Source organism: Prevotella sp. MA2016, from assembly GCF_000619825.1.
Classification (GTDB): domain Bacteria; phylum Bacteroidota; class Bacteroidia; order Bacteroidales; family Bacteroidaceae; genus Prevotella.
Window position 1 is genome coordinate 249,905 of sequence record NZ_JHUW01000008.1, and the last position, 23,800, is coordinate 273,704.

Here is a 23,800-nt window from a genome sequence, read left to right on the forward strand (position 1 = left end):
ATTTGTTGAAAGAATTGTTATCTGTGATTATACTGCAAGTCATAATATTTTTGGTAATCGCCTGATGTAACATTATCGAGCCATTCCTGATTATCTAAATACCACTTTACTGTTTTCTCAATGCCTTCCTCAAACTGTAGACTTGGTTCCCAACCTAGTTCTTTCTGAAGCTTTGTGCTATCAATTGCATATCTCAAATCGTGTCCTGCACGATCTGTAACATAGGTTATCAAATCCATGTCAGCCCCTTCAGGACGTCCAAGGAGTCTATCTACGGTATTGATGAGCACTTTAATAATATCAATGTTTTTCCACTCATTAAAACCACCAATATTGTAAGTCTCAGCAATCTTGCCATTATGGAAAATAGTGTCAATAGCACGGGCATGGTCAACAACATACAGCCAATCGCGCACGTTTTCGCCCTTACCATATACCGGCAGCGGCTTGCGGTGGCGGATATTGTTGATGAACAATGGTATCAGCTTCTCTGGGAACTGGTAAGGACCATAGTTGTTAGAGCAGTTAGTCACAATGGTAGGCATACCAAAGGTATCATGGAATGCACGAACAAAATGGTCACTACTAGCCTTAGCGGCACTATACGGGCTATGAGGCTGGTACTTCAAATCCTCAGTAAAGAACTTCTCACCATAAGCCAAATGATGCTTGCCGCTTGATGCCTTGGTTGTAAACGGAGGCTCAATACCTTCAGGGTGTGTCATCTGCAAAGCTCCATATACCTCATCAGTACTGATGTGGTAGAAGCGTTTGCCTTCATACTTCTCAGGTAGGCTCTCCCAATATGCCTTTGTTGCTTGCAGCAAGCTCAGAGTACCCATCACATTAGTCTGAGCAAATGTGAAAGGGTCTTTGATAGAGCGATCAACATGACTCTCTGCTGCCAGGTGTATGATGCCATCAACCTTTTCATCCTGCATTAACTTCAACACTCCGTCAAAGTCGCAAATATCCATCTTGACAAACTTGTAATTAGGTTTGTCTTCAATGTCCTTCAAATTTGCCAAATTACCGGCATAGGTCAACTTATCCAGATTGATAATCTTATAATCCGGATATTTGTTCACGAACAGGCGCACAACATGACTTCCAATAAAGCCTGCGCCACCTGTTATAACAATATTTCGTTTCATTATGTTATACGTGTTGTAATGTGTTTGAATTAATTTCTTCTTTCATCTCGTCAATTACCTTCAGCAGGTACTGACCATACTGATTCTTTAGCATTGGCTTGGCAATCTCTCGCATGCGCTCTTCAGAAATCCAGCCATTACGATATGCAATACCCTCCAAACAAGCCACCTTCAGGCCCTGGCGTTTTTCGATCACTTCAACGAAAGTAGATGCTTCCGCCAAGCTATCATGAGTGCCAGTATCCAACCATGCAAAGCCACGGCCAAAGACTTGAACCTTTAGTTCTCCATCCTTAAGGAACTCTTGGTTGACCGTTGTGATTTCCAGTTCACCACGTGCAGAAGGCTTGATGTGCTTAGCCACATCCACCACTTTGTTGGGGTAAAAATACAAACCAACCACAGCATAATTGCTCTTAGGTTCTTTCGGTTTTTCCTCAATGCTTAAGCAGTTGCCCTGCTTGTCAAATTCTGCTACGCCATAGCGTTCAGGATCACTGACCCAATAGCCAAATACTGATGCTTTACAATTGACCTCTGCATCTTCTACTGCCTTACGAAGCAATGCTGTAAAACCTGCACCATAGAAGATGTTGTCACCCAGTACCAGACATGCACTGTCATTACCTATGAACCTCTCACCAATAATGAAAGCTTGAGCTAGACCATCTGGAGAAGGCTGCTCTGCATACTCAAAGTGTACACCATAATCAGAACCGTCTCCCAACAGACGTTTAAAGCCAGGGAGGTCATAAGGAGTAGAGATAATGAGTATATCTCTAATCCCCGCCAACATAAGTGCAGAGATAGGATAATAAACCATAGGTTTATCATAAATAGGGAGCAACTGTTTGCTTACACCCTTTGTGATAGGGTAAAGTCTGGTGCCAGATCCTCCGGCTAATACTATTCCTTTCATATTGGTTATTATTTTATTTGTATAAATCTACTGTAACATCAAATGGACTTTTAAAATCTTTCAACAAAAAGTGCTTAGTATCCTTATCACTTAGATTAGCTTTTTCTGTTGGGATTTTCCAGTCAATGCCAAGGCTTTCATCCAAAATACTGATGCCGCCATCAACTTCTGGGTGATAGAACTCATCACACTTATACTGAAACACAGCCGTTTCGCTAAGTACTGCAAAGCCGTGAGCAAAACCTCTTGGCACAAAGAATTGGCGGTGGTTTTCCTCGGTCAATTCTACTGCCACGTGTTGACCATAAGTGGGGCTTCCTTTACGAATATCTACAGCAACATCAAGCACTGCGCCTTTGACACAACGCACCAGTTTGCTCTGAGTGTATGGAGGGCGCTGGAAATGCAATCCTCGCATCACACCATAGGTGGACATACTTTCGTTGTCCTGCACAAAGTTAATGGTATGTCCCAGAATTGGAGATACTTTCTCATCAAATTCTCTCTGTGAGAAGCTTTCAAAAAAATAACCACGCTTATCACCAAATACTTTGGGCTCAATAATCAGTACATCCTCAATCGCTGTTTTTATAACCTCCATATATTATGCGTTCTTTATATTGTTAATACAGATTTTCAGTGAGTCTGTCCAATAAGGAATCTTGATTCCAAATGTCTCTTTAATCTTGGTTTTGTCTAAAACAGAATAACTCGGGCGTGTAACAGGAGAAGGGAATTCACTTGAGTGGCATGGTTGAATATCACACTCTTTTTGGCCAGCGTATTCCGCTATCATTTTCGTGAAGTCATACCATGAGCAAACTCCTTCGTTACTATAGTGATATATTCCTTCTACAGGTTTATTCAATGCAGCAACAATAGCAGATGCAAGATCCCATGCATAGGTAGGCGTTCCAGCTTGGTCAAAAACAACTTTTAATTGGGGTTTTGTTGCTGTGAGGTTAAGCATGGTTTTACAGAAGTTCTTACCATACTCAGAATACAACCAAGCTGTACGAAGAATCATATATTTGCATCCTGTGGCAATGATTTTCTGCTCTCCAAGGAGCTTAGTGGCTCCATATACACCAGTAGGAGTACCCTTTTGATCTTCTTTACACGGAGTGTTATAAGGCTCTTTACCAAATACGTAATCTGTTGAGATTTGAACAAGCCAGCCGTCAACCTCTTTCATTGCCTTTGCAAGATTCTCTGGAGCTGTAGCATTCAGCTTCTCAACTATAGCATATTTCTCAGGATCTTCAGCGCCATCTACATTTGTCCATGCCGCACAATTCACAATAGCCTGAACTTTATTCTCTGCGACTATCTTTCGTATAGCTTCAAGATCAGTTATATCCAAGAACCTAGTTTTCACTCCTTCAACCTGATTAACATCAGTGAAGATGTAATTGTCATTTGAATTCTTCGAGATTATTCGCATCTCGTTGCCAAGCTGACCGTTGGCACCTGTTACAAGTATATTCATATCTTCTCTATTTAGCTTCTAAAAAGTGGGGCAAGATTATCAGGTTATTAAACCTTTATGTCTTATGAGAGACCCTGATAAGAGCTAGCCCCTTCATTACGGGTTATATAGTTTCTCACGACATAATTTCAGATTATCTATCTATGTATAAAGGACAGCCATAATCACTCGTAGGATTAAAATGTATTCATTTACAATCCGGGGCGGATTAACCGATCAACGCAAGCAATCTCGCATTATTTTCATTTGAATTGATTCACTCTCCGATATTTTTCATCCAGAGCCATCAAAGCCTTAAATTTCTCCTTTCTCTCAATAGGAAGATCGCCTTTCGACATGAGTTTGATGTTTCTACGAAGCCAATTCCACAGCAATCGCTCCTCAGCATAGTATTTTGATGGACGTCGGTGATTGGTTGCAATGAATGCCATCACCTGCTCGTACTGCATCTGCCAGCGCTCGGATTGGGTCATTAGGCACACCTCAGCCATTTTTGACACAGGTACCTGGCCCTGTGTTTCTTCGCTGCGTATCAGAAAGAACAGCACCTTTTGCTCGGTCGCAAACAAGGCTGTCAATAAGCATAATATCGTTTTTTGCCATATTATAATCTGCCAAGTGACCTTATTAACTGAAGATCTCTAATATTATTTTTCAGTCATTTAGAATCCCATGAGCGAACTCAAGAACCGATAAACTTTTTGGTAAATACTAGTATTTCTGTAACAGTTCTTTCTGCGTCTTCTTTACTCATATCCATTTCGGTATGAACTAGCCTATTACGAAGGTTTGTCCATTCCCTTGTTTTAACAAGGTCTTCTTCCTTTATTATTTTGTGTTCAAACGCGATTCTCACCAGTTCAAAGAATCCTTTTGCAAATACGCTATCATTTGTCTTTTTCTTTATTGCATGTCGTAAAGCCACCTCAAGCTGTACAACTGCAGAAATAACCGCAGCCTTATATTCACTTTTCTTAAGTAGTCGCTCTGGTTCTGCAACAGCCGTCTTTGAGGTCAACTTTTCAGCCATTGTTGAAAACCATTTCTCTGCAACCTCTACAACAGGCAAAGGGTTGTCAATAAAATCTTCGGGCTTATAGCAAGTATAAAAAGAATTACTATTAGACAAACCAACATCGAGAGTTCTAAGAATGAACATGTTTGACTTAAGCTTTCCTTGTGACAATATTTGCCCCCAATCATAAGCAGCGTTTTTAGCTTCTAAATCGAGAAAGAAATACTCTGACTTGGATATAATGGATGAAATATTTGCCATAATATTATCACCGACAGACATTACAGAATCTGCCGTAATTGGAACAAAGCCATAACGGACTGCCAATGGGAAGAAATAGTCTTTGTAGATAGACAATTGTTGGAATGGAACAGAAAAATAGCACAATCGAGTCTGATAATCAGATGGCATTGCCAACTCAGACATAGCAGTATTATCACTATATGTCTTTACGTTATCATCCCAATATGCCTTTATCTCTTTAAACAATTTTGTCAATATCTGAGGATAATCTTTTGGATCACCTTCAATATTTACAACCTTTACACCCCTGCGTTCATATCGAGATTTTTCCGTATCAGAGCAATTTACTTTAATAACATAACCTTGACGCGTCATTTTTCCTAGACGACTCTTGATAACTTGCCATATTTGGCGAAAGTCATCATCATCTAGACTATAACCAATAAACAGAGGTGTTCTTGTAATAAGAAGATTTGATAAGTATGTTGCCAACATTGGATTTTGGTCTAGAAACTTATCGTAATCTTCTTCTGTAGCAACCATCCTATCTGGATGGTCTATATCTCCATGAAATTTTAATAATGTTAGTTCATCCTTCATCGGAGCCACAGACAACTGGCTTTCACTGATGATAGCACGGCATGGCTTTGATATCTTTCGGTAACCATCTTCAAGAAGGTGATCGAAATTAGTAGTACAGACAATATCAAACTGTAATCTACAGAATGCTTCATGAGTAGAAGCAGGTCTTATCTGCCCTGACAATAAGAAATCCTTCATCTTCTCGGCCATAACTGGACGAGAATAAGCGTGCTCATAGGCAGATATTGCATCTATCGTATTGCTATAAACATATCCTGGCATTTCATTGGCAAAAGCCCTGCCCAAAGCTTCCCAAGCAAGCATACGCTTTCCTTCTGGTATTTCTGCGTTCAAAGAAAAACCAGAACCAATAATCGGGAGGCATCTGTTTTGAATGATGCTCTCCTTTAATGGTTGTGGAAACTGATCCAAGAATTTATAGCTAGACATACCTTACTTAATTTTAAAGTATTTATTACCTTTAAACGACTTCTTTAGCATCGAGGCAAACTAAATTTCCAATTTACTTTGATAGGCATTATTGAACTGCATTTCTATGCGCTCTTACATGTAGTCATTGATCTACCCTAAATAAACTCCCCTCCCTTTACGGAGGAATCTCGATGTCGAGGGTTTTGCGGAGGGCGGTTAGGAGTTCGTGCTCCCATCGCTGGCGCTCCTGGGGGCGGGATTGGTAGTGCTGGCAGATGTCGCGGTGGATAGCCAGCAGCTGGGCCAGATCAAGAACATCACTTGCCGCAAGATTGTGGTCTTAGGCTCGTTTAAAGATACCATGGCGAAGATGGTACCTACTCTCCATTGAGCGATGGCTGTTGTCGAAGACTCTTTCGGCCTTTGCCAACACCAACTCTGATAAAAGCTGAGCTTCTGTCAGAGTTTCTAAGACTTTCTTCATCTTTTTTGAATTGTTTGAAATGTAAATAAATTATAATTACGTCCCCGTGGGGACAGATAGTTGCGTATCAACCGAAATGGCCGTATCTTTACAGCGTGTAAATCACAACCATTATATTAATCATATTATTTAAAAAAGTAATGACAAACCAAGATCCAATTGAAAAGGAGATTGCACAGGCAGATGCAGTTCCTTCGGTGGCACCAGAGGTGCTGCAGTTAGACAAGTGCAGAATCATGACCGACACCAATGTTCCGTCGGAAGACTTCCTGATGCGTATGTATGGTAAACCATGCTTTCCGCGGCGCGATATCTCTGCCATCACTGGTACTGAGAAATGTGGTAAAACTTTCTTTACATCTATGCTGATGGCCTGCTGCGCTACCAGGAACGTGCTGGAACTGGAACGCATCCAGGAGAGTCCGCTGAAGGTGATGTGGTATGATACGGAGCAGAGCCGACAATCTACCAAAAGTATTCTTACCGACAGGGTGTTCAAACTGGGTGATGCGGATGAATCAAACTTCTTTGTGTTTAACGTCAGGTCATGCAGTTGCCAGGAGCGCATCAACTACCTGGTGGCAGGTATTGAGACTTACAAGCCTGATATGGTGATCATCGACAACGTGAGCGACTTGCTGCCTAGCATCAACGATCCAGAGGCATCGGCGCAGGTTATCGACCAGCTGATGCAGCTATCTACTGAGAACGATTGTAACATCACGATTGTGATACATCTGAACCGTACTGGTGAGAAGCGTGGGCTGCGCGGTTGGCTGGGTACCGAGATTCTGCATAAAGCCTTCGACGTGTATTACTGTGAACAGATAGAGAAAACGGATGTGTTCTCGGTAGAACAGACATTTACCCGCAAATACCGTATCCCAGAACTGATGTACTACAAGATTGATGAGAAAGGTCTGCCTGAGATTACTACGAAACCTAACTTCCAGCCGCGCAACCAGAATGGCCAGTATATGACCAACAAGCCTGAGGCCTACCAGATTAAGAGCGACAAGGTGGCTACCTTCAATCAGAAGTATATCATCCACCACGACGGTAGTGCGTCATATCCTTGGGAATGGGCCCTGCGCCCGCTGTTTACCGATGCCTTTGGCAATATCCCATCGCTGCCGCTGGAAAACCTGCAGAACGCGGTGATGAAGCTGAGCGAGATAAAACAGCCGAAATACTACGAGAAGGTATTCAACATGGCCGTGGGGCAACGGGTGATCAGTACGACGATGGACAAGCGGGGCCGCGTGGTGGCTATTCTTATTCCCTCGTAACCCCCTCTCTATATAGTCCCCACCCTCTCTCATAGAGAGGTGGGGCTATAGTAAGAGGGGTGTAGAGGAATATGTTACGCCATAAACGAATTATTCAATGAAACTGAGCGAAATATTTAAAAATACATTCAGAGCGCAAGGGCTCTTTATGCCTGCACCGCCTTTATGGGCGCGACCGCTATCAGCGAAAAGCTGCTTCTGCAGGGCGGTGGTGGCCAATGGGATGCTGAGCAAACGGCAGATGGTGCATGCGGCACTGCGATACCGGCTAGGCCGCTCGAAGGATGATGCCGTGATATACTGGCAGATTGACCGGATGGGCCGTGTGCATGATGGCAAGCTGATGTGGTATGGCGCCGACTGCCACCGGCTGAAGAACCGCAACGCCACCTGGGCGATGTATCTGATGAAGCAGCACTTCAATCTGGCACCTGACAGCTTTCATGTGGATCATGTATTCTTCGGTTTGCACCTGGTGACGGATGCCTGCACGGTTTGTATCGTAGAAGCCGAGAAATCGGCGGTTATCTTATCGGAGCTGTATCCGCAGTATGTGTGGCTAGCAGCAGGCGGACTGGGTGAGTTGCAGCTTGAGAAATTCTGGCCGCTACGGCACTGCCGGATTATCTTACTGCCTGACACGGATGAGGAGCTAAGGGCTTACACGCTGTGGTATGAAGCGGCGCAACGGGTGATGCAATCATTTCTGTGGCCCAAGCAGAACCGTATCTACGTATCGGACCTCTTAGAGCGTCACGCCACAGCCAACCAGAAACGCCGGAAGATAGACCTTGTGGATTACATCCTGGAATCAAGTTAGTTTTGCTCCACCATCAACTTACTTTTTATCTCAAATCAAATTACTTTTCAACCACAATCAATATGGTAAATTACTACAATAAGCATCTATTTATCAGTAAAGCTCAGTTGGCCAAGTTGGCTGGTGTGTCAGAGCGAACCTTTAGCCGCTATCTCAGTAGTAGGCTGCATATCCTTGAAAGGATGGGGGTGAGCCGAAAAGCTCAATTGCTGCCGCCACAAGCGGTGAAATATGTTTGTGAGGATTACTGCATCGATCTGCCCGAAGCGCTGCAAGACCGGCGTGTACTGCAGAGTCATGAGCTGTACAGGAAGGTGGTGCGCGAGCTGCAACTGACTACGTTTTTTGATGGGAAATGGACGAAAATCACAGAAATTCCACCTGATTTCTAATTATTTTTTCCGAAGTCCGCCAAAGTCCGCCAACGCCCTTGCCAAAAGTAGTACCTTTGCCAACGCTAAGGAGCTGCAGCACTTCCCGATGCACCAATTTTTAAATTTTTAAATTTTTTAATTTTTCTATTATGGTACGTTACATTTTAAAGCAAATCAAAATCACTGGTAACAAGTGTTTTGGAAAGTGGTTCGCCAAGAACGTGGTGGAAGAGACTATCGACCTGGACGGTCTGGCTGAGCACATGAGTAATCACAATTCGCCTTATTCTAAGGGCGTCATCAAGGGCTTGCTCACTGATATGATCAGTTGTATCAAGGAGCTCCTGCTGGAGGGCAAGAACGTGAAGGTTGACGACCTGGCCATTTTCTCACTTGGCATCAAGAACAAGGAGATGGCGGAGAAGGAAGAGGACTTCACGGTGACTAAGAACATCAGCGGTGTGAAGCTGAAGGCTCGTGCCACTGGCGACCTGATGAGTAAGAGTCTTAATCTGGAGGCGACGCTGAAGAAAGCGAGCCTGCTCACCCCAGGAACCTCCCCTGACCCCGGCACCTCTCCTAGCCCCTCCCAGGGCGGTGGCCAGCAGCCTAGCGGCGGGCAGCAGCCAAGTGGCGGCGGTAATGTCGAGGGCAATGATCCCATCGATGAGCCGAATGGAGACTAAGGGTTGGAAACATTCTTGCGTCCCTTCGGTAGCAAGCCAGCAAAGCTGGAGCGAAACACTCAACATTAAACATTAAAAATTATGTTCAAAGTAAACTGGACCAAGGTTGCTAGGGTCCTTAAATTTATTGCAACAGTGATCACCTCGATTCTTGGAACCATAGCCGTACAGTCATGCGCCGGATAGACTTGATTGTCATTCACTGTAGCGCGACGCGATGCAACAGGCGATTCACTGTAGAGATGCTCAAGGCGTGTCACAATGCCCGGTTTGGCAACAAGGGTATTGGCTACCACTATTACATTGAGCGTGACGGGCATTTGTATCAAACGCGTGATGAAAGCGAGGTGGGCATGCATGCCCGGCACTACAATGCGCACTCTATTGGCATTTGCTACGAAGGAGGCTTGGATGAGAAGGGGCGTACTGCTGATACGCGAACGCCCGAACAGCGTGCAGCGCTTATTGCCTTGCTTCGGAGTCTGAAAGAGGATTATCCGAATGCCGAGATTCTAGGGCATCGAGAACTCGAAGGGGTTCACAAAGACTGTCCGTCGTTTGAATGCCGGGAGTATAGGGATTATTTTCTAAAAAATAATTCGGATTAAAAGTCCTCTTTTGGGGAAGGAATGACAGAGGTTTCTGTCGTTCCTTCTTATTTTATTATTACTTATTTTATTATTACTTATTTATAATATTCTCAACTGTTCGCTTCTTAACTGTCCTTTTTTCTCTGTCCTTTTCTTCGGCGCGAAGAAAAGAACTAAAAGAAGCATCCACCCTAACCAAGCCTTCCCCTATATGGGAAGGATGTAGTTGATTCCGAGGGAAAACCCTCTCCATCAAAATTTTGGTATGGCTCTCCAGCCTTTGCCCCTTCGGGGTTCGCCATGTTTCTTTCGGCGACTACGCGTAGCTGGTCGCTTTTTTCTGTGAGCGAATGCGAATCTTTTCTAATACCATGCTAAAACACCGAGGGGGGATGCCGCGCGGCTGGGGGGCGAGCAGCCACCCTAAGAGCGAGGGTGGGTGGAGCGAGCCTCAAGCGAGCGGGGGCCTAGAAGGTGATTTCTTCGTCGGGGAGCCAGGCGTCATTTAGAAGGAAGGTGAAGGATGAGGTACCTGGAGTGAAGAGAGCACCTGTGGCCTTGGTAATCTGATTGCGTTTGAAATGTACGTTTGGTAAACGCTTATTTATCAGAACATTCTCATCCTTGTCAAGCACATCTATCGTAACATCCATCACCTCTTCATCAGCCGCTAAGAACAACAAACTATAGATTATCATTACGCCGCTATCCTTCTGCGGTCTGCCTGAGTTCGTGAGCCAAAAGCCATTATCATCAGTAGCTAAACCTGTAGTAGGATTAAAACTCTTGCTACCAGCCGAATAGGTGGTTCGGATTTTATTCACGCCCTCCATCATCTTATCTGTAGTAGTTAACATGAATTGTGCCACCACACGATCCATAATAGGAGTAATATCTACAGGTTCTACTCCCTTAATGGATATTTCCTTTGTATAACAGAAGGTTTCGCGCGCACGTTCAGATGCATAGGTTGCCAATACCGGACTTTGAATGGTGAACTTATCACCATCTGACATATTACGAGCTACTGCCACTAATTTGTAATCGCCTGCAGACAAACTGCACTCAAACTCACCGAACTTTTCATAAGTAGTGGCATCATCCCTGAGTTGGGTTGCGCCAAATACTTTTTTGTCTCCCGAGAAAATCGCCAAATCAATAGCCTTAATCTGAGAAACTTTCTCGAGTGACTCTGCTGCACGCGTGTGGCCACCAGGGAATCCTTCGTAAGAAAACGAGAATTCGTTGACGTGGACGCTGACTTTGGTTTTGGGTGCTACAGCAGCGGTGTCGCTGGTGCAGCTGGTGTAAGCGAAGAGGACGGCGAGGGCCATGAGGATGGCGATGATGACAAGGGCGAGTTTGAGCACGCGCTCCAGCACCTTCTTGCGGCGGATAGCCGCGAAGCTGCGCTCCTTGAACAGACTGGCACCGTCCTTCTTATGATTCTTTTTCATTACTTCAAGATGTTGTAGAGCAATGAGGTGAGAGAGATAAGAATGCTGGTGGCGGAGAACCAGAGGGTGGTGGTTTGACCTACCTTAGAGTTCTGGGCCTTGATCTTATTGGGCTCTACATATACCACATCGTTCTGCTGCAGATAATAATATGGTGAGTTGACGATATTGGCATCGTTGAGGTTCAACGTGACAATAGACTTCTTACCTGTGGCATCCTCACGGATGAGCTTCACACGGTCGCGCACACCATAGATGGTGAGGTCGCCTGCCTGTGCCAATGCCTCGAGGATGGTAATCTTCTCGCGTGACACCTGGAAGCTGCCAGGACGGTTGACTTCGCCCAATACTGATACAGAATAGCTGGCCATGGTGACAGTGACCACAGGCTTCTCAGTCTCCGCCATATAAGGACGGATCCTCTCGGTGACAAGCTGCTCGGCCTCTGACTTGGTGAGACCACCCACCTTGAGACGACCGATGATGGGGAAGTTGATATAACCATCGTTATCTACCAGATAGGGCATGAGGGTGCCGCTAGCACCACTGCTAATGCTACGACCCTGCTGATAGGCATTCTGCAACAGCAGATTGAAGGGTAATGACACCTCGGGGGTAGTGGTGTTGACCGAGATGGTAATCTGATCTTTCGGCATGATGCGAGCATCATAGAGAAAACGCGATTTCTCGAAATTGATACTGTCGCTATTCTGCAGATAAGCTACATTCTGGGCAGAGCCGCAACTGGTGAGCAGCGCTGCTGCTGACAATGTAAACACTATACCATGTAAAAATGTAAAAAATGAGAACTTTTTCATTTTTGATTGAAGTTAAAGGGAAGTTAAAGGGAAGTTAAAGGGACATTACCGAGGGTAACACCTCATGACTAGAACTGCCACCAGTGTTTTTTCTTGGGGGGTGTGACCGGCTGCGACGGGGTCTCGTCGATGAGGTCTTCCCACTTCTGGTGATGCTTAATCATCTTATAGATGGTGCCCCAATCGGGCAGGCCGCCCAGGTTGCGATCGTCGATAAACAGATCGACCTTGAGCTTGCGCGAGAAATGGGGGTTGTTATCGGTGGTCTCCTCGGGGTAGTCGCGATTCACGGCATAGAACTCAAGTCCACGCTGGCGGCACCACTCCACGGCCTCGTCGAGCAGATGACCTTCGCGCACAGACCAGAGAATCAGACGATGACCATCCTGGCGCAACATCTTCAGAGTATCGACGGCAAAGGGTATCTCCTCGCCTATCTTTGGGTATTCATGGGTAACTATCGTCCCATCAAAATCTACTGCGATCAACATATAGAAAAGTTGAAGAGTTGAAGACTATTTTTTGATGCTGTTGTCATCTTTGCTTGAGTAGCGGGACTCGGCATAGCTGCCGTAGCTACCGTAGTTGCCATAGCCGTATTTGCCATAACCATACTTACCATAGCCATAACGACCGTACTTGCCATACTTGCCATAGCCATAGTAGTAGCCATACTTCTTCTTCGACATATCCACACCATTCAGGATCACGCAGGCGTTGGTGAGCTTCTTCTCGTTAACCAGTGTGTTGAGCAATCCGACATTAGCCTTTGGTGTGTAGTCGGCACGGCATACGTAACAGTTGACGCTGGCATAGCGGGCTATCTGAAGGGTATCGGTGACGAGACCTACTGGCGCGGTATCGAGAATGATATAATCGTACTGCTGCTTGAGCAGTTCGATGGCCTGATGCAGGTTCTCGCGTGCCAACAGCTCGGTGGGGTTAGGCGGTGTAGGACCAGCCAGCAGCAGGTCGAGATGATCGTTGACTCCTGATGGGCAGATGGCGGTGCGCAGGTCGGCATCGGTGACATGATCCTTCACCAGCAGCTGGGTGATACCAGCAGTACGGTCTTTCACACCAAACAGACGGCCCAGGGCAGGCTTACGGATATCAAGACCGCAGAGCACTACCTTCTTGCCCAGCAGCGCGAACGACACAGCCAGGTTGGCTGCCAGGAAGGTCTTACCCTCGCCAGAGGTGCTGGAGGTGAAGAGGATCACCTGGTCGGTCTCCTTCATCATAAACTGGATATTGGTACGCATAGCGCGGAATATCTCGTCAATCTGATTGTTCTTATTGGCCTGTACCACAATGCCCGCCACACTCTTGACAGAGTCGCTGGCCACTGGCACGTCGGCCACGATTGGCATGCGGGTGAGGTGCTCCAGGTCGTCGTGACCTTCGACACGATAGCTGAACAGCTGGATGATATAGAGCACAGCGAAAGGCAGACCTAAGCCGAGCATCAAGGCTACCAGCAGGATGATGGCTTTCTTAGGACTCACCTGACCCATGGCCAATGGCTCGTCGATCAGCTTTCCCTTATCGGCTGTAGCTGCCAGAGAGATAGAGTTCTCCTCACGCTTCTGCAACAGCAACAGGTAAAGACCTGACTTCACCTCCTGCTGACGACCAATCTGATTGAGCACACGCTCCTGTTCAGGGGTGTTGCCGATACGGCTCTGGTATTTGGCCAACTGGCGCTGCAAGCTCTGACGCTGGATGTCGGCAGTGCGGCGTGCCTGCAACAGGGCTGTGCGAATAGAGGCCTGCAGATCGTCGAGGGTTGAGGTGAGGGCTACTACCTGTGGGGCCTGCGAGCTGGCAGTCTTCAGATAGCGGTTGCGCTCCTGAACAGCCTGGTTATACGAAACAATCAGCGCGGTAGAAGCCTGGTCGGTCATACCGATATTAGAAGGGATAATCTTATACTGGTTGACAGGATTATCCACAAACTCACGCAGATAGTCCATCAGCTGTATCTGAGCTGACTGCTCAGAGAGTTTGGTCTCGTACTGAGAGGTCTGAGCCAACGACTGGGTGGCATCCATAGTCAGCTCGGTCACGGTGTTGCGCTTCTTATAGCTCTCGAGGGCGCTCTCGGTAGATCCGAGCTCGGCGTCAATCTTCTCCAAACGGGCATTGATAAACTCCTCGGTCTTCATGGCTATCTCGTTCTTATCGGTGTTGGCCTGGCGGTTGTAGCAGATGGCCAACTGGCGCAGATAGTCGAGACCACGACGGGTGTTACGGTCGGTGAGGGTGAGCTCAGCAATAGAGGTCTGCTTAGAAGTAGGCGCAATATTGATGGCCTTGGCATAGCTTGTGGCCACTGCCATTGGTGGCAGGATATTGATGATATATTTATCGCCATCTTCCATCACCTGCTTGGGGTCGCTCTCGGTCAGAGTGAGCACACCATAGTCGGTGCGCACCGGTGCAGGCAGTTTGGGGCACTGCTGAGAGAAGTTGCCAATAGTTTCTCCTTTGTACTGCAGTTCGCCCGTCACCTCATAGCCTTTGCCACGCTTGGTGATGGTGAGCTGGATAGACTTGGCGCCCTCCAGCAGATCGCGGTCCCAAGCCTCGAGTGACAGGGAGTCGAGATCGACACATACTGGCTGTGACTTATACACCAGCTGACGCCTCAAGCGGCCAGAGGTGTAGTATTGCACATAGAGTTTCAGATCTTTCACGGCATCACGGGCCAAGATGCGCGACTTCAGGATCTCCATCTCGTTCTCGATACCGGCCGAGTTACTCATAAATCCGAAATCTTGCATGTTGGCCAGCATCTGATTAGCAGAGCTGCGACGGCGGTTGTCATCATCCTTGATCAGCATCCTGGCCGACACCTGATAGGTGGGCGTGGCATAGCGCAGATAAAGGAGTGCACCGCACAAGCAGATGAACAACGACAACAGAAACCACTGCCAGTTGAGTATCAACATGGCATACAGATTCTGAAAACTAAAAATGGACTGTTCTTCCTGGAGCTCAGATGATTCCAAGCTTTCAGCCGTCAATTTTGATTCGTCTATCATATTTAATATTTTAAAAATATACTATTTGTTCGCCCTCCCACTCGGCATCGATACCGATGACGATGTTGACAGAGGTGTTGCCTGAGAAATAAGGACCGCTCAAGCGGGTGATCATGCGCTGCTTCATGGGCACCTGAAACGTACGCCCGTAGCGCTCATTGCCGTTTTCATCCTGTGCCGAAGCCATCAACTGGAGCGTGCCTTCGGTATCGCGGAGGATGGTGTAGAGGTCGAAAGTGCAGTCCTGCTGTCCTGGTTCAACGGCGAAAGTCATCTTTTGCGTGCTGTTGACCGAACCCAGACCGGTGGCTGCATCGAAAGCGCCCGAACCGCCTTTATACTCGAAGTGCATCTGGGTGACGCCTGCGGGAATAGCATCGGTGAAAACCACGCGACAGAGCGATGTGATACGCTTGAGATGGGCCTGAACGACGTTTTCTTCTTCCTCAGCGGATATCTGTACGGTAGCGCTGTGCAGGAAGGTGTCGGTAAAGCCATCGCTATTATCAAACTTGATCTTCGCAGGATCGGTCATCGTGGGGTTGCCACTGCTATGGCCTATGACTACTATCCGATAAGTGCCGGGATCGAGGGAGAAAGCTGCTGAACCGAAACTGGCATCGCCAACCGACTGATGGACTTGCTTGACAAGACTGCCCTTGGCATCGTAAACCGCCATACTTAAACGACTGCAATAATCGGTAAGCATTGCGCGGGTGAGTGGAACGGCAAACGACTGCTGCTCAATCTGGAAAACGCTCACAATGAGATTGCCATCGGCATCACCACCTGTGCTATTCTCATCAGGAAGGAGCGGTTGCTCGCAAGATGCAAAGACCATCAGGAGCAGGAAAAAAGAAAGAAATTGCCGTTTCATTTTAGCAAGTAATGCGTTCCCTATCTTCCGCACTGACTGTTCAAAATGTTTATAGTCAGTACGTTACGCTAATTTTAAGTTTTCTTCACACTAGGGTTATCAAATACTAAAGAAATCGATTTCCCCGGTTTTCGCCGACAAAGATAGGGGATTTTTCCGATACTACCAAATAAAAATGCAAAAAAAGACAATAATTGCATGTTTTCTTCGTCAATTCGATTTTTTTGCTTACTTTTGTAGCCGAAATAAGCAAAAGATGACAGAAGCTGATAATAACATAGAAAAATGGTATGTGCTGGGATGCCTGAGCGCGCGCCACGAAGAGAAAGTGAGAGACGCGCTGAGAAAAGCAGGCTTCAGAAGTCACGTACCTATGAAATACGAAGTAAAGACCGTGCGCCGACAGCAACAGCGCACCATGGTTCCTGCCATCTCAGGACTGATATTCGCGCGGGGTACGCGCGATGCCCTGATGGAGTTTATCAATCACCAGTGCCGAGAAAGCGTCTATTTACGCAAATCTACCTTTAGTAATAAAAAGGACTACCTGACGGTGGGCGACGGGGTGATGGAACGGTTTATCGAACTGACCAACCTCAGACAGGAGAACATCACCTACTTCAAACCGGAGGAGCTGAACCTGAAACCGGGTGAGGCGATACGTATCAAAGGTGGTATCTACGACGGCTACGAGGGTGTGGTGCTGCGCATCAAGGGTAAGAAGAAAAAGCATATCGTGGTACAGATACCTGGGGTGATCATTGCGGCTGTGGAGATAGAGCCCGACCTGATAGAACTGAAGGAGCCGGAGATCAGGGAGCTGCCTTCAAAGGATGTGGACGGCGACAAGAAATATCTGCTGGAGACAGCGGAATGGCTGTTGGACTTTCAGCACGACAAGGATGTGCCCAAGGTGGAGTACAACCTGAAGTTGCTAGAGCTGAAGCGCACGCGGGCACGACTACAGAAGTATAAGGGCGTCACGCCCCTGACTGAAGCAGAGCTGGCGCTACCGATGTATCTGGCAGCAGTGATTCTGCAGCAAGACGTGGAAGCATGCCGGGAACGCTTGGAGAAAGCAACGGAGAAGCTGAAGGACTGCTGCAAGTTTAAGGCAAAATGCCAGGAAAAATTGAAAAATGTAAAAATGTAAAAATTTAAAATATATCATATTTTAACTGATTTATGGAAATGATTAAGCTTGACATTACTAAGGCTGCTTGCTTCTTGAAAGAAGGGGCAGTGGAGAGTTTTGAACCAAAAGTAGCTGAGGCACAGAAGGCACTGGAGGCCGGTACATGCCCTGGCAATGACTTCCTGGGATGGTTGCACCTGCCCAGCAGCATCACACCTGCTTTCATCGACGAACTGCAGGCTTGTGCCGACACCCTGCGCGCTAACTGCGAGGCTATCGTAGTGGCTGGTATCGGTGGTTCGTACCTGGGCGCTCGTGCCGTGATCGAGGCGCTGAGCAACAGCTTCGCATGGCTGGTGAAGGACCAGAAGAATCCTACCATCCTCTTTGCTGGTAACAACATCGGTGAGGATTATCTCTTCGAGCTCACTGAGTATCTGAAGGATAAGAAATTCGGTGTGATCAACATCTCAAAGAGTGGTACTACTACTGAGACTGCCTTGACATTCCGCTTGCTGAAGAAGCAGTGCGAGGCTCAGCGTGGTAAGGAAGAGGCTAAGAAGGTGATCGTGGCTGTGACTGACGCTAAGAAGGGTGCTGCACGTACCTGCGCCGACAAGGAGGGATACAAGAGCTTTATCATTCCTGACAACGTGGGCGGACGTTTCTCTGTGCTCACTCCAGTAGGACTGCTGCCTATCGCCTGCGCTGGCTTCAGCATCAAGGAGCTGGTGGCTGGTGCTCAGGAGATGGAGAAGGCTTGCGCGCCTAGCGTACCTTTCGCTGAGAACCCTGCTGCACAGTATGCTGCCGTACGCAACGGACTCTATCAGAGTGGTAAGAAAATCGAGATCATGGTGAACTTCCAGCCTAAGCTGCACTTCTTCTCTGAGTGGTGGAAGCAGCTCTACGGCGAGAGCGAGGGTAAGGACCTGAAGGGTATTTTCCCTGCCAGCGTGGATTTCACTACCGACCTGCACTCTATGGGTCAGTGGATTCAGGAGGGTGAGCGCACTATCTTCGAGACTGTGATCAGCATCGAGGAGCCTGAGAAGAAACTGCTCTTCCCTGCCGACGAGGAGAACCTGGACGGTCTGAACTTCCTGGCTGGCAAGCGTGTGGATGAGGTGAACAAGATGGCTGAGCTGGGTACACAGCTGGCTCACGTGGATGGTGGTGTGCCCAACATGCGCATCAGCGTACCTCGCCTGAACGAGTACTACCTGGGACAGCTCATCTACTTCTTCGAGATTGCCTGTGGTATCAGTGGTAACGTACTGGGTGTGAACCCATTCAACCAGCCTGGTGTAGAGGCCTACAAGAAGAATATGTTTGCGCTGCTCGACAAGCCCGGCTACGAGGCAGAGAGCGCTGCGATCAAGGCTCGCCTGAAGTAATTTTTAGATAAAAAGAACAGAAGGACTATTATTCTTTAGATAAAAAGAACAGAAGGACATAATAAGGCTATGCAGAAAGGTGGCATAAAAAAATATGTTCTTATGTTCTTATTATCAAAATAATATGAAGAGAGCAGTGCTATTTGATATGGACGGGGTGCTGTATGATTCCATGGGGAATCATGCAGTAGCCTGGGTCCAGTCGATGAAGAAATTCGGTATCACTATGACGACTGATGATGCCTACGCCACTGAGGGTGCTCGTGGCGTAGACACCATTCGTTATATGGTAAAACAGCAACAGGGGCGTGAGATCACAGAGGAAGAGAGTCAGCTGATGTATGATGAGAAGACGCGCATTTTTCATTCTCTGCCAGAGGCGCCTATCATGCCGGGGATTCTATCGCTCATGGAACAGATAGATGCTGCAGGCATTGGTATCGGGGTTGTCACGGGTTCGGGACAACGACCGCTGATACAACGTATCCTGAGGGATTTTGGCAAATATGTGTCGCCGGAGCATATCGTCACAGCGTATGATGTGAAGCGGGGGAAGCCCCATCCGGATCCTTATCTGATGGGATTGCAAAAGGCTGGGCATCTTCAGCCTTCTGAAGCGATTGTTGTGGAGAATGCACCGCTCGGTGTGCGCGCTGGTGTGGCAGCTGGCATCTATACCATAGCGGTAAATACTGGTCCGTTAGCGGACAAGGTGCTCCTTGATGCAGGGGCAAACATTCTTTTTCCAACGATGATCGCTCTTAGTGATTCTTGGAAAGAGGTTCTTTCTAAATTATAATCCTTTTTTTTGGTCTTTCGACCAATGGGGGATGCTCCCCCACGGTGTTGAGCGTTCAACCCAAAAACGTCCTGAGCTCGGAGGCCGGAACACAAATTCTTTAAATCACTCAAAGAACTCGCTACGCTCAAACAGCTTTTCGTATTTCGTTGTTCAGATTGCGTACCGCAATCCGAAACTCAATGTTGATTCAAAGAATTTGCATTCCTCTAAAGACCTCCTCGTGCGGAATGTTTTTGTGTTCGAACTCTCAACACCGTCCCCTATTCGTCCTCACAACTACCGACTGCCATCAAAGGCATCTTAAGTGAGGCAAAGATAAAACAAATAAATTTTCAAGGGCTGTATCCCTAAGAAAACATTCCGCACGAGGAGGCATTTATAGGATGTACTATTATCGGAATCTTCTTCGATTCTTGTGTCGCGTAAGCGAGACAAGCAAATCGACATGAGAAGCTGTTTGAGCGGAGCGAGTTCTTCGAATGATTACGATAATATTACATCCGGCCTCTGAGCTCAGGACGTTTTATTAGGGATATAGCCCTTGCAGTTGATATAAGAGGACACTACTCGAAGTGGAGGGTGATGGTTTTGTAGCCCAATTGGGTGAAGAGGTTGGTGAGTTGAGACTCGGCGTTGGATTGGGCGGAGGTGAGGTTTTCTTTGGTGAGGCAGTGGTGAAGCATCTGGCGGTGGGCCTTTTGGTAGAGGGCCTGGTGGGCTTGGGGTGTCCATTTGCCGGATTCGTAGAACGACTTGGTCTTGGCTTCGTCGATGAAGTCGTTATCCAAGAGGGTGACTTTGGGGAACGTGGCCTGGACGCTGTCGCCTTGGATGGTGATGGCATCATCACGCAACTGCTGCATGTCGATGCCCAAACGTAAAGTGCCATAATAAATCCTTACCAACTCATCGTCGGTAAAGAAACCCTTACGAACAGTGTCAACCATCTCCTCGGCTGAGATAGACAGGAACTCCCATTCACCGATATCACGAATGGACTGTATCTGCGTGGGCGTGGGGTCGATGGCCTCGTCGGCGGCTAGTTGGATATAGTTGTCCTTGAAGGCACTCTTCACCCAAAAGAACAACGCTACAACAGCGATGACTGCAACGGCACCTATAACTATCTTATATTGCTTCATCCTTATTCCTCCATCCGAATTAATCCTTTGAATGCGTGCTGAAAATCCAGATCCTTACGGAACGCGATGGTGATATCCTGCTCCTCATAACCCAACTGGGTGAGCATGGGCACCAGCACCTTGGCGGCATTGGCACGCGCTGTCTCCTCAATACCCATCTCGGGGATGCTCTGCAGGATGGCCTCCCTACCCTGCTGCTGATAGCCAGCCAACTCCTCATCACTGAAATGAGCACGGGTGAGACCGACATACTGTTTGACGTTCTTCTGATCAATCTTTGAACTGGTCATCACCACCTGCGGGTCGGGCAGGATGATGGTGATATGACGGCCCTGGCGCTCGATGTTCTGTTCGGAGAAGGTACTGAAATCAATATACGCCTTGATCTTGGCATCCATGGGGATGGCAATCTTCCTGTCGGCCAAGGGCACCTTGAGGTTGAACGACTTGCTCATCACCTGCCCTTTGAGGCGCAAGGCATCATCATGGGTGATAATCTTATGCACACGATACTCGGCCGTGTAGAGCTTGGAGCACTGTTGCACCTGCATGATGAGCATGGGCACCGTGTCGATGCCCTGTGCGATGCCGGCGGGCACACTGGCGGGCTTCTCCTGACGATGACAGCCAAACACCAGGCTTATCAGGATGAACAGTGCCAACAGACCTGCACCAATGCCGATGAGCAAACGCTTATTCTTCATTGTCGCGCGAGATGCCTACCTCACCAAAATTGCTGAGGGTGACCTTAAGAGGGATATATTCATCGGTTTGAGGATGACACACACTGGCTGCAAAAAACAGTTGGTTGCCCTCGACCTTATCAAACACAAAGCCTTCGAGGATGCCCGTCTTGCGGTAGTCGTCGTCCAAGCAGGCATCAAAGGCCGACTTGGTGAACGTCTTGCTGCAGAACACACTACCATCGGCACGGATGACCTTCAGCGTGATGCGGTTATCAACAAACTTCTGACCAGTCTCGTCTTTCACCATCCCCAAGGAATCATCGGACTGGCGTGACACTTCAACCTGATACTGCTTACCCAACCACTGCACATCCTTCACATCCTTATAATCCTGCATCTTGATGGGTGCCAGGGGTTTAGGGGCTTCGGTGTGCTGCACGATGATGTCGTCGTGCTGTTTCTTCTTACCGCAACTGACAGTGAGAAGCCCTACTAAAGAGAGGGCGATTATTGCTTTGTGACTCATATTCTGTTAAATTTTGGTGCAAAGATAATAATTTTTATCGATTTTATTTGTTAATTATGAAAATATTACTATTTTTGTACCATGAAAATAGCTAGAATCCTATTGGCCTTTGCACTATTGTTAACTACTACCGCCACACAAGCACAAGTAGATTACAAAAAAGACGCTAAGTATCTTGAACTTCGCGACTCGATGACGCATGCCTTTAATGATGGCGACAGCGCACGTTTCTATACACATCTGAACAACCTGCAGAACTACCTGCTGGAGCAGAACGACCTGCATGCCTACTACACGCAGCGCTGCAACGACATTGTGTTTGAAATGAACCGGCAGAAGATTTTTGAGGCTTACAGCAAAGCCATGCAACTGTCGAAGGAGCTGCGCGAGAAGAAGCTCTATAAAGAGATGTATATGGCCGTGAACATGATGGGTCATATCAACCGCTACTGCGGTAATAAAGAGGCTGCCAAGAAATGCTTCTACGAGGTGATAGAGCTGATGAAGAAGAACGGCTATTACGAGAGCATCCCGCCCATCTACATGAATATCATCAATGTAGCCATAGACGATGACGCTCAGGAGGCATTAGACCTGATGGACAAGGCCAAGGAGATAGCCGAGAAATACTCGCCCGACCGCGTGTTTGACATCGAGACACGTAAGATTCTGACCTACTATAACAGTGGCGACATAGATAAGTTTATGGAGGGCTACAAATGGTATAAGGCCGGTGAGGCGAAAGGTAAATCGTCGGTTCACGGGCGCAGCATGGAGGCCTACTATCTGGCATGTCTCGGTAAGGTGGATGAAGCTGTGGCCTATGCCAAGCGGGAGCTGGGCGACGAGGGTGCCGAAGCCATACCACTGATATACGAAAGGGCAGGCAGATGGAAGGAGGCCTACGAATCGTTTAAGAAGGAATCGCTGCTGAGCGACTCGATAGACAACGTGGTGCTGACCAACAGTATGCGAGGCATACAAGACCAGTTGGCACTGTATGAAACAGAGAAGCAGGCTGCCAAAGACCGCACCTACACCATGCTGGGCGCCATCTTCATGCTGACACTGCTCATCGTGGCACTGACCTATATCATGATCAGTAGGAGAAAGCACATGAAGCAGTTGCGCGTGGCCTACAACAAGGCTATGGAGTCGGAGAAGATGAAGACGGCCTTTATCCAGAACGTGAGTCATGAGGTGCGCACGCCACTGAACATCATCACGGGATTTGCACAGGTGATATCAGACCCCGACCTGGCCTGCAGTGCTGATGAGCGCAAGCATATCTCGACGATGATGCAGCGCAGCACCCGACAGGTGACGATACTGATAGACGAGATACTGGGACTGTCGCTGATAGAATCGACAGAGAAAATACATAAGGACGACACGGTGCACGTGAACCAGACGCTGCACACCCTGCGCGACGAATATCAGGAATACGTGAACAACGACACGCGCATAGAGGTGGCCTCGGAACTGTCGGACAACTATGCAGTGAAGACCAACGAGAGTATGCTGCGACGCATCCTGATCTGTCTGCTTGACAATGCCGTGAAATACACGGAAAAAGGTACGATCACCCTGAGAGTAAAACAAGCCGCTGAGGAGCTGCAGTTGGTAGTGGAAGATACGGGTAGCGGTGTGCCTGAGGCAGAGGCTGAACGCATCTTCGACCGGTTTGTGAAACTGGATAAGTTTAAGGAAGGTATCGGTCTGGGACTGTCACTCAGCAGGAAACTGGCCGAACAGCTAGGTGGAAAAATAAAACTGGACACCACCTATACAGATGGTGCCCGGTTTATTGTTACACTGCCTGCTAGAGGCGAATGA

Annotated in this window: 25 protein-coding genes; 10 read left to right on the forward strand and 15 right to left on the reverse strand. The window is 47.5% G+C overall.

Annotated features, from left to right (window positions below):
• Window positions 1–17 precede the first annotated feature (17 nt).
• The 7 genes from rfbB to T360_RS16145 all read right to left on the reverse strand — a co-directional run bounded on the left by rfbB (window position 18) and on the right by T360_RS16145 (window position 6,318).
• A complete protein-coding gene (gene rfbB, locus T360_RS0105390; protein WP_028911869.1) occupies window positions 18–1,154 on the reverse strand; it encodes a dTDP-glucose 4,6-dehydratase in 1,137 nt (378 codons plus the stop codon).
• Between the two features lie 4 nt (window positions 1,155–1,158).
• Window positions 1,159–2,073 carry a glucose-1-phosphate thymidylyltransferase RfbA gene (rfbA, locus tag T360_RS0105395; RefSeq protein WP_028911870.1) on the reverse strand — a complete coding sequence of 305 codons (915 nt, stop codon included), beginning with the start codon at window positions 2,071–2,073 and terminating at the stop codon, window positions 1,159–1,161.
• 13 nt (window positions 2,074–2,086) lie between these two features.
• On the reverse strand, window positions 2,087–2,674 hold the full coding sequence (rfbC, locus tag T360_RS0105400; RefSeq protein WP_028911871.1) for a dTDP-4-dehydrorhamnose 3,5-epimerase: 588 nt from the start codon (window positions 2,672–2,674) through the stop codon (window positions 2,087–2,089).
• Window positions 2,675–2,677: 3 nt separating this feature from the next.
• Complete coding sequence (gene rfbD, locus T360_RS0105405) at window positions 2,678–3,562, reverse strand: dTDP-4-dehydrorhamnose reductase (protein ID WP_028911872.1); 885 nt, start codon at window positions 3,560–3,562, stop codon at window positions 2,678–2,680.
• 242 nt (window positions 3,563–3,804) lie between these two features.
• Window positions 3,805–4,140 carry a hypothetical protein gene (locus T360_RS0105410; protein ID WP_028911873.1) on the reverse strand — a complete coding sequence of 112 codons (336 nt, stop codon included), beginning with the start codon at window positions 4,138–4,140 and terminating at the stop codon, window positions 3,805–3,807.
• Between the two features lie 104 nt (window positions 4,141–4,244).
• Complete coding sequence (locus T360_RS0105415; RefSeq protein ID WP_036928918.1) at window positions 4,245–5,852, reverse strand: SIR2 family protein; 1,608 nt, start codon at window positions 5,850–5,852, stop codon at window positions 4,245–4,247.
• 322 nt (window positions 5,853–6,174) lie between these two features.
• Window positions 6,175–6,318, reverse strand: a complete 144-nt coding sequence (locus T360_RS16145; protein ID WP_155949388.1) for a hypothetical protein — start codon at window positions 6,316–6,318, stop codon at window positions 6,175–6,177.
• Window positions 6,319–6,458: 140 nt separating this feature from the next.
• On the opposite strand from T360_RS16145, the gene T360_RS0105425 reads away from it, so the two are divergent.
• From T360_RS0105425 to T360_RS0105445, 6 genes are all read left to right on the forward strand, one after another.
• Window positions 6,459–7,607 (forward strand): AAA family ATPase, encoded by a 1,149-nt coding sequence (locus T360_RS0105425; protein WP_028911875.1) that lies wholly within the window; start codon window positions 6,459–6,461, stop codon window positions 7,605–7,607.
• Between the two features lie 241 nt (window positions 7,608–7,848).
• Window positions 7,849–8,427: a DUF6371 domain-containing protein gene (locus tag T360_RS14730; protein WP_255326912.1), complete on the forward strand. Its 579-nt coding sequence runs from the start codon at window positions 7,849–7,851 to the stop codon at window positions 8,425–8,427.
• Window positions 8,428–8,489: 62 nt separating this feature from the next.
• Entirely contained in the window at window positions 8,490–8,819 is a 330-nt protein-coding gene (locus T360_RS0105435; RefSeq protein WP_028911876.1) for a hypothetical protein, read from the forward strand.
• A 131-nt stretch (window positions 8,820–8,950) separates the two neighbouring features.
• Window positions 8,951–9,487: a DNA-binding protein gene (locus T360_RS0105440; RefSeq protein ID WP_028911877.1), complete on the forward strand. Its 537-nt coding sequence runs from the start codon at window positions 8,951–8,953 to the stop codon at window positions 9,485–9,487.
• An 81-nt stretch (window positions 9,488–9,568) separates the two neighbouring features.
• Window positions 9,569–9,673 carry a DUF6486 family protein gene (locus T360_RS16710; RefSeq protein ID WP_369793493.1) on the forward strand — a complete coding sequence of 35 codons (105 nt, stop codon included), beginning with the start codon at window positions 9,569–9,571 and terminating at the stop codon, window positions 9,671–9,673.
• The gene (locus T360_RS0105445; RefSeq protein WP_028911878.1) at window positions 9,661–10,095 is read left to right on the forward strand and encodes an N-acetylmuramoyl-L-alanine amidase; all 435 of its coding nucleotides are present in this window, start codon (window positions 9,661–9,663) and stop codon (window positions 10,093–10,095) included. The genes T360_RS16710 and T360_RS0105445 overlap by 13 nt, the downstream gene beginning before the upstream one ends.
• A gap of 449 nt (window positions 10,096–10,544) precedes the next feature.
• Here the strand turns inward: T360_RS0105445 and T360_RS0105450 are convergent, their stop codons facing one another.
• The 5 genes from T360_RS0105450 to T360_RS0105470 all read right to left on the reverse strand — a co-directional run bounded on the left by T360_RS0105450 (window position 10,545) and on the right by T360_RS0105470 (window position 16,276).
• Complete coding sequence (locus tag T360_RS0105450) at window positions 10,545–11,534, reverse strand: hypothetical protein (protein WP_028911879.1); 990 nt, start codon at window positions 11,532–11,534, stop codon at window positions 10,545–10,547.
• The gene (locus tag T360_RS0105455; RefSeq protein WP_051523397.1) at window positions 11,534–12,352 is read right to left on the reverse strand and encodes a polysaccharide biosynthesis/export family protein; all 819 of its coding nucleotides are present in this window, start codon (window positions 12,350–12,352) and stop codon (window positions 11,534–11,536) included. Before T360_RS0105455 ends, T360_RS0105450 begins: the two co-directional genes overlap by 1 nt.
• A 68-nt stretch (window positions 12,353–12,420) precedes the next feature.
• Window positions 12,421–12,843 (reverse strand): BT0820 family HAD-type phosphatase, encoded by a 423-nt coding sequence (locus T360_RS0105460; protein WP_028911881.1) that lies wholly within the window; start codon window positions 12,841–12,843, stop codon window positions 12,421–12,423.
• A 24-nt stretch (window positions 12,844–12,867) separates the two neighbouring features.
• Window positions 12,868–15,399 (reverse strand): tyrosine-protein kinase, encoded by a 2,532-nt coding sequence (locus T360_RS0105465; protein ID WP_051523402.1) that lies wholly within the window; start codon window positions 15,397–15,399, stop codon window positions 12,868–12,870.
• A 10-nt stretch (window positions 15,400–15,409) separates the two neighbouring features.
• Complete coding sequence (locus T360_RS0105470; RefSeq protein WP_036928921.1) at window positions 15,410–16,276, reverse strand: FimB/Mfa2 family fimbrial subunit; 867 nt, start codon at window positions 16,274–16,276, stop codon at window positions 15,410–15,412.
• A gap of 256 nt (window positions 16,277–16,532) precedes the next feature.
• Here T360_RS0105470 and T360_RS0105475 point away from each other — a divergent pair, with 256 nt between their 5' ends.
• From T360_RS0105475 to T360_RS0105485, 3 genes are all read left to right on the forward strand, one after another.
• Complete coding sequence (locus T360_RS0105475; RefSeq protein WP_028911884.1) at window positions 16,533–17,429, forward strand: UpxY family transcription antiterminator; 897 nt, start codon at window positions 16,533–16,535, stop codon at window positions 17,427–17,429.
• A gap of 32 nt (window positions 17,430–17,461) precedes the next feature.
• On the forward strand, window positions 17,462–18,808 hold the full coding sequence (locus tag T360_RS0105480) for a glucose-6-phosphate isomerase (protein ID WP_028911885.1): 1,347 nt from the start codon (window positions 17,462–17,464) through the stop codon (window positions 18,806–18,808).
• A gap of 124 nt (window positions 18,809–18,932) precedes the next feature.
• Window positions 18,933–19,607 carry an HAD family phosphatase gene (locus T360_RS0105485; protein WP_197019275.1) on the forward strand — a complete coding sequence of 225 codons (675 nt, stop codon included), beginning with the start codon at window positions 18,933–18,935 and terminating at the stop codon, window positions 19,605–19,607.
• Window positions 19,608–20,173: 566 nt separating this feature from the next.
• Here the strand turns inward: T360_RS0105485 and T360_RS0105490 are convergent.
• From T360_RS0105490 to T360_RS14735, 3 genes are read right to left on the reverse strand one after another with little or no spacing between them, the layout of a single operon-like run.
• Window positions 20,174–20,752 carry a DUF4230 domain-containing protein gene (locus tag T360_RS0105490; RefSeq protein ID WP_036928923.1) on the reverse strand — a complete coding sequence of 193 codons (579 nt, stop codon included), beginning with the start codon at window positions 20,750–20,752 and terminating at the stop codon, window positions 20,174–20,176.
• A 2-nt stretch (window positions 20,753–20,754) separates the two neighbouring features.
• Entirely contained in the window at window positions 20,755–21,456 is a 702-nt protein-coding gene (locus T360_RS0105495) for a DUF4230 domain-containing protein (protein ID WP_028911888.1), read from the reverse strand.
• Window positions 21,446–21,964, reverse strand: coding sequence for a DUF4738 domain-containing protein (locus tag T360_RS14735; RefSeq protein WP_051523404.1), 519 nt, complete (start codon window positions 21,962–21,964; stop codon window positions 21,446–21,448). The genes T360_RS0105495 and T360_RS14735 overlap by 11 nt, the downstream gene beginning before the upstream one ends.
• A gap of 81 nt (window positions 21,965–22,045) precedes the next feature.
• On the opposite strand from T360_RS14735, the gene T360_RS0105505 reads away from it, so the two are divergent.
• Window positions 22,046–23,800, forward strand: a complete 1,755-nt coding sequence (locus tag T360_RS0105505) for a sensor histidine kinase KdpD (protein ID WP_081772700.1) — start codon at window positions 22,046–22,048, stop codon at window positions 23,798–23,800.